Source organism: Peterkaempfera griseoplana (assembly GCF_001418575.1).
Classification (GTDB): Bacteria; Actinomycetota; Actinomycetes; order Streptomycetales; family Streptomycetaceae; genus Peterkaempfera; species Peterkaempfera griseoplana.
In genome coordinates this window covers 1-6,766 of sequence record NZ_LIQR01000759.1, presented here as the reverse complement: position 1 = coordinate 6,766, position 6,766 = coordinate 1, and the positions used below count along the sequence as shown (strand labels likewise).

At 74.5% G+C, this 6,766-nt stretch carries 3 protein-coding genes and 2 pseudogenes; 1 reads left to right on the top strand and 4 read right to left on the bottom strand.

The window, feature by feature from the left end:
• The 4 genes and pseudogenes from AOK09_RS41530 to AOK09_RS36475 form a co-directional block, all read right to left on the bottom strand.
• A pseudogene (locus AOK09_RS41530) lies at nt 1-564 on the bottom strand (hypothetical protein); the annotation flags it as partial.
• 31 nt (nt 565-595) lie between these two features.
• Nucleotides 596-1,453, bottom strand: coding sequence for an HAD family hydrolase (locus AOK09_RS36490; protein WP_055591457.1), 858 nt, complete (start codon nt 1,451-1,453; stop codon nt 596-598).
• 169 nt (nt 1,454-1,622) lie between these two features.
• A pseudogene (locus AOK09_RS43005) lies at nt 1,623-4,350 on the bottom strand (phosphoribosyltransferase).
• A gap of 232 nt (nt 4,351-4,582) precedes the next feature.
• On the bottom strand, nt 4,583-5,767 hold the full coding sequence (locus tag AOK09_RS36475; protein ID WP_055591455.1) for an HpcH/HpaI aldolase/citrate lyase family protein: 1,185 nt from the start codon (nt 5,765-5,767) through the stop codon (nt 4,583-4,585).
• A 386-nt stretch (nt 5,768-6,153) separates the two neighbouring features.
• Between AOK09_RS36475 and AOK09_RS36470 the strand changes: the two genes are divergently transcribed.
• On the top strand, nt 6,154-6,766 hold a 613-nt coding region (locus AOK09_RS36470; RefSeq protein WP_169797119.1), incomplete at its 3' end, for a TerD family protein.

Below are 6,766 nucleotides of genomic sequence, written 5' to 3'. Positions count from 1 at the left end.
GCGGCCGGGTGGCCCGGCCCCAGCTGCAGTGGCCAGGACCGCCGCCAGGACCCGGGGCCGGAGGCCGATGCGTTGCCGCGGCAGGGCGATCGCGGCGACGCGGGCGCCGATCAGCTCACGGCGGCCGGGTGGCCCGGCCCCGGCCGCCGCGGCCAGGACCGCCACCAAAACCCGGGCCGGAGGCCGGTGCCTTGCCGCGGCACGGCGATCGCGGCGACGCGGGCGCCGATCAGCTCCCGGCGGCCGGGTGGCCCGGCCCCGGCCGCCGTCAGGATCAGGGCCGGGGCGGGTGCGTTGCGGGGCTGCCGTGCCCGGGTACCGGCGGTGGTGCGGGGCTGCTGCTGCGGCTCCGGGGCAGTTCGGGCGTACGGCGGCACGGCAGCGACGCGACGGCGCCGGCGACGGTTGACGCAGCCGTGCCGTGGCCGCCGCGTGGTCCGTCGCCGCGCGCCGCGCCCGGCCGACCATCATCAGCAGCAGGTCGCCGTCGAGCGAGGCGTAGTCGCCGCTGCCGGTGACCACCCGGAAGAGGAACCCCCTGGGTTTGGTCAGCACGGCCGCCACCAGGGCGATCGTGGGTGTGCCCGAACGGCGGTCAGGCCCCCACCCGGGTGAGTTCCCCCTCGCGGACGCGGGCCAGCAGACGGCGGACGATCTCCTCCCCCGCCGAAGCGCCGACCTGCGGCAGCGCGGTCACGCCGGGGCCGGTCCAGCCGGTGTCGGCGAGTTCGCCGTGGCCGGGGCGGTAGCCGGCGTCGGCGGCGAGCAGCAGTTCGGCGTCGAGGAGGGAGTCGCCCGCGGTGAGCACGGTGGCGGCGCCGGTGCGGCGCTCCACCTCCGCGAGGGCAGCGCTCTTGGTGAGCGGCTCGGGAACGGCGTAGACCTTGCGGCCCTGCAGGGAGACCGTCCAACTGCGCTCCGTCGCCCAGGCGGTGAGCTCCTCGACCCAGCCGTCGGGCAGCTCCTCGCGCTCGACCACGAGATAGGCGAAGAGGTCCTCGGCGACGCGGCGTTTGTGGGTCCACTCCGGGTCGGCGGTGAGGGCCAGGTGGTGGACCACGTCTTCCAGCGGCGCGCAGGACTCGGCGAGCCGGCCGCGTATGTCGCGGTGCCAGTCCAGGTCGGGCTCGCCGTCCACCAGCAGATGGCCGCCGTTGGCGCAGATGGCGTACCGGGGCACCCAGTCGGGGCGGGGACCGGGGAGGTTGACCCGCTGGTACTGCGCCCGGGTGCGGGTGGTGGCCGGTACGAAGATGCAGCTGCGGGTCAGTTCGACCAGCAGCTCCGCGGCGTGCTCGGTCATGAAGGAGAGCGGCCGGCCGTTGTGGACCTCGACGGCGAGCAGCCGCGGGGCCTCCTCGTCGGGGACACCGAGGGCGAGGGCGCGCGGCGAGTAGATCAGGGTGCGGTCGAGGTCGCTGGCGACCAGGAAGCGCGGGGCCGGAGCGGTCACCGGGCAACACCTCCGGGGCTCCGGCGGGCGCCGGCCGGGGGCCGGGGCCACGTCCCCCGGTTCGGAGCGGCAAAGGCATCGGCAGCCGTGGCGGTGGCACCGGCGGCGGTCGAGGTCACGGTATGTCGCCTCCAGAGGCGGTGCTGCACGGGGCTCGGAGCCGTGGTGGTCACCGGGCGCCCCCGGCCGGATCCGACTGGGCAGGGATCGTTGCCGGGGCGGTGACCGCGGTGCCGTGCTCGTCGGTGGCGCCGCGGGTGTACCGCGGGTGGATCAGACCGACGCAGGAGTACGGGAGTTCGTCGACCTCCTCGACGGGTACGCCGCGCTGAGCCGCGAGCAGCCGCACATGGTCGAGGTCGGCCCCCGCTCCGCGCCGGGCGAGGATGCGCCAGGGCACCCGGCGCAGCAGCACCCGGGTGGTCTCCCCGACACCGGGCTTGACCAGGTTGACATTGCCGATGCCGTACTCGGCGCTGATCCGCTCCACGGCGGCCCAGCCCTCCCAGGTGGGGGCGCGGTCGGCGGGGTCGGCCTCGACCAGGTCCGCGGCGTCCTGGACGGCTGCGTCGCGGACGGCCGGGAAGTGGTCGGCGACGATGTCCAGGAAGGCACCCGAGACGTCGGCGGAGGCGAGGTCGCGGTAGTACTTGGCGCCGTGGAAGTCGTCGGGTCCGATCAGGTCGGTGCGCAGCACGGTGCGGGAGACCAGGCCGGAGACGGTCGAGTTGAGGCAGGCGGAGGGGATGAGGAAGTCCTCCCGGGTGCCGTAGGTGGAGACGCAGCGGCCGGGATCGGCGAGGACCGCCAGTTCGGGGTCGAAGCCGGTGCCGTCGAGGGCCTCGTGGAGCTCCCGGGTGATGGCTCCCTTGCCGGTCCAGCCGTCGAGGAAGACCACGCTCAGCGGGTCGTGGTGGGCCGCGAGGTAGCGCAGGGCGACGGGGTCGATGCCGCGGCCGCGGACGATGGAGACGGCGTAGTGCGGCAGGTCGAGGCCGTGGGCGTAGGCGGCCCAGCGGCGTATCAGCACACCGACCGGGGTACCGGCCCTGGCCAGCGAGGCGAGGACCAGGGGGCCGTCGAAGCGGGGGCCGCGCTCGGCGAGGAGGGTCTCGGTGACGGCTCCCACGGCGCGGGCGATCCGGGCCGCCGAGGCGCGCAGGGCCTGGTGGAACAGCTCCTGGTACTCGGGGCTGGGCTGGTACTCCACCGGCAGCATCTCGGCGTAGTGGGCGCCCCCGGACTGGATGGCCTCCTCACGCTCCTCGGTCGGGGCCTCCAGCGGGACCCCGGAGAGATCGGTGAGCAGCCAGGAGACCTCGTCCGCGGCGTAGGAGGAGAACTCGGGCCCGTGCAGGGGCTGGGGAAGTACTCCGGTGGCCGCCCGCGGGGCCGCGGCTGTGGTGCTCGGCATCGTCGTCATGTTCGCCTTCGGTGATGCGCCGAATGGTTCGGGCGGGTGTCCGGGTTCACGGGAGCGGGGCCGCCTGGGTGGGAACGTTCGGAAGGTGCTTTCCGGTTCCCTGCCGGGGTCCGCGCTGCGGGACGTGGGACGGTACGACCGCCAGTACGACCTGGTCGGTGAGCTGCCGCAACTGGGTGGTGAGGCCCCGGTCGGGGTGGTGGAGCGCGGGGGTGTCGGCGGGGTGGTCGACCACCAGGACGACGGCGTCGAAACGGCGGGCGGCGTCGGTGCCGGGGGCGACGTTGTAGGCGTAGCGCTCGCCGGGGTCGTCCGGCCCCGCGTCCTCGGGCGCGGTGTCATGGGCGGGGAAGGCCAGCCTGGTGCGGATGGCGTAGCCGGGGTGGTCCACCGCGAGGACGGGTGAGCGGGTGGTGGTGGAGAACCGCACCTCGGCGCCGTCGCCGAGGGCGGTGGAGAGTGCCTCGGCGAGGCGCAGCGGGGTGTACATCAGCTCTTCGCAGCCGAGGACCAGGATCCTGCGGGGGGCGCCGCTGAGGACGGCGGCGAGGCTGCGGCCGAGGTCCGGCAGTGCGGCCTCGAGCCGGGCCCGGTGGGCGGGGGTGAAGCCGTGCCGGCCGCCGTCGGGCAGGTCGGCGGGCCAGTCCAGTACGGCGCGGGTCAGCGGCGCGAGCCCGGCCGCCGGGTCAGCCGTCACGGCCGCGGCGGCTGACCCTGCGGTCTGCGCCGCCTCGCCCCCGGGAAGGCGCGGGGCCGGAACGGCTGCGGTCCCGGCGGCGAGCAGGGCCTGGGCGCGTTCGAGGACGTCCGGCGGCAGCTGGACCGTACCGGTCGCGGTGGCCACCAGGTCCAGGCGGGCGCCGAGGTCCGCGGCGGCGTCGGCGAGGTGCCGGCGCTGGTCGGCGTCGCGCATGTCCACCAGCGCGACGATCACATAGCGGTCCCGGGGGTGCGCCGTGTGCAGCGCGCGGATGGTGTTGAGGACGGTGCGCCCGGTGGAGAACTCGTCGTCGACCAGGACCAGCGGGCCGCTGCCGGACAGCAGCTCCGGGTCCTCGGGGAGCAGCAGATGGGAGGTGGCGTGGGAGTGCTCCTCCTCGAAGCCGCCGAGGGGTTCGACCCCGCTGACGGCTCGCCGGGTGGAGTGCAGATAGGGGGCGTCGCCCAGACCGTCGGCGACGCTGTGGCCGAGCCCGGTGGCGGTCTCGGCGTAGCCGAGGACGACGGCGCGGCGCGCCTCCTCGGGGCCCAGCAGGTCGCGGACGCGCGCACCGAGGGCGAGGCCGGCGCCGTGGACGGTCGCGGGGGGTTGCGGGACGTGCTTGCCCAGGACGTTGGAGACCAGCAGATGGGCGCGGCGCGGGTTGCGCCGCAGGGCGAGGCCGAGGAGGTCGCGGAGCGCCGGGTCGCCGTCCAGACGGACGTCGAGGCGGTCCGTCACCCACTGGCCGGTCCAGGTGTCCTGAAGTGTCAAGGTCGCTGCTCTCTGCTCTGCCGTCGGCCGGCCGCTGAGTCGGGGCGGCCCGGGACGGGGGTTGCGTACGACGGTACGTCCTGGCACGCCGTGGCCGTGACCGCGGGGCGTACCCAGGTGACCATCCGGTCATGACAGGGGCGTGACGCGGAGCGGAACTTGAGGTGTCCGGCGCGGCCCGGTGGGGGCGCCGGGGCGCAGGGCGCGTGGCGGGGCGCCGAGGCCGTCGCCTTCACGGGCACAGGCAGGCGGAGAGGAGTTCGGCGAAGGTGATGTCCTCGCGGGCGACACCGAAGGCGGCGGCGCGCAGCATGATCCGCTGGGCCCAGGCGCGGTGCGGCTTCACCTCGTTCATCTTGTTGGTGTACACGGAGCGCATCACTCCCCCGCCGGCCCGGTCCTCGTGCAGGATGTCGCCGGCGTCGCTGAACTCCTCGTGGGTGACCACGGAGAGGGCGTGCACGGCCGGGACGTGACTGGGGTGGATGCAGGTCTTGCCGAGCAGGCCGTTGGCGCGGTCGAGTTCGATCTCGCGGATCAGCCCGTCGAGGTCGTGCTCGATGATCCGGCGGCGGACCTCGTCGCCCGGCGGGTCGGTCTCGGTCTGCAGGAACGGCGAGCGCCGCAGCTGCGGCTTGAACATCCGCTCCTGCACGGGGAAGTACTCCCACACCGGGCCGGTGACGGTGAAGCCGGTGCCGTCGGCGCGTCCCAGCACGTTGACCACGTCGCCGATCACCCCGGCGACCAGGGCGACGTCGTAGGCGGTGAGGTCCGGGGAGCGCCGCAGGCCGTACGCGGAGCAGAGGTCGGTGACGCCGAGGCGGACGGCCAGCACCCGGTCGCGGTACTTCTCCAGGACCCGGGAGACACCGGACAGCACCTCGCGGCGGGTCTCCAGGTGGGCGAGGTCGGGCGACTCCAGGACCGGCATGGCGAAGAGGCGGTGGCCGGACGCCGCCTCGGCGGCGGTCAGCGCCTCCAGGAAGGCGCTGCCGGACTCCTCGGTGAACTTGGGGAGCACAAAGCCGCTGAGCTGCCGTACCGCGGGGCCCAGGCGGCGGGTGAGGTCGCCGATCTGCTCGGGGGTGCGGACGCGTATGAAGAGCAGCGGTCCGTCCTCGACATGGGTGGTGGCTGCGGCGAGTTCGGTGAGCCTGGCGACCAGGTTGGCCTCGCCCGCGGGGACGTCGCGGTCGTCGATGGCGTCCTCCAGGCAGAGCACCATGGAGACCACTCCCCGGGCGGTCTGCTTGCGGATGTCCTCCAGCAGACGGGGGCGGGTGGCGGGGCTGTAGAGGGTGGCGCCGAGCGCGGTGGAGAGGACGGCGGGGTCGCCGCCGCGGGTGAAGTGCTCCGGTTCGCGGTGGAAGAGCCGGTGCCGGACGTCGTCGTCCAGGTGCCCGAAGTGGCGCATGTGCTCTCCCCTGGTGGTTCGGGCCTGGTGGCCGGGTGCGATGTGGTGTGTGCGTGTGTGCGTGTGCGGGTGTGCGGTGGTACCGGAGTGCGCGGATGTCGGTGTACGGATACGCCGGGCGCGGCGTACGGCGGGCGGGAGCCCCGGTCACGCGGCGGCTGCCGGTCGCGTCTCTCCCCCTGGCCGTGGGTCCGGGGCCTGCGGGCAGACCATGGGACCATTGGCCGACAATCGTACGTTCCTCCAGGCCGATATCCAGCCCCCACAGCGTCCAATTCTCGGAACATTGCCTTCCGGTTCACCGGAGGCCACGGCCCGGGACCGGCTCCGGCCGATGCCCCACCCGCGTTGTCCCGAGGGGCAGGCAGCAGGCAGGATGGTGCGCCATGACGCAGGTCATGGTGAAGGGCTCCAACATTCCGCTGTCCGCCTCCGCGGTCCGTGCGGTGCTGCGCTGGGCGGCCGCCGCCGGAACGCCGGACGTGGACGTCTCCGCGCTGCTCCTCGGCGCCGACGGCAACGTCCGCTCCGACGAGGACTTCGTCTTCTACAACCAGCCGCGGCACCCGTCCGGCCGGGTTCGGCACCGGGCGAAGCAGCAGACCGGCGACGCCGTCGCCGACACCGTGGAGGTGGACCTGGCCGGGCTGCCCGGCGACGTCCACCGGGTGGTGGTGGCCGGTTCGGCCGAGGAGGGCCCCTTCGGCGCGGTGGCGGGCCTGCAGGTGCTGCTCTACGACGCGGCAGCCCCCGAGGGCGCGGAGCCGCTGGCGCGCTTCGACATCGCCGACGCGGGGGACGAGACCGCCCTGCTCTGCGCGGAGCTCTACCGCCGGGGCGAGGAATGGAAGTTCCGCGCGATCGGCCAGGGCTACACCTCCGGACTGGCGGGTCTGGCCACCGACTTCGGGATCTCGGTGGACGAGGACGAGCCCACCGCCGTCCCCGCCGCTCCCGCGACGGAGCCTGCTCCCCCGGCCCTGTCTCCTATATACATCT

Coding starts and splice junctions, on each gene's coding strand:
- AOK09_RS36475 (WP_055591455.1), bottom strand. CDS start 5,767: ATGCGCCACTTCGGGCACCTGGACGACGACGTCCGGCACCGGCTCTTC.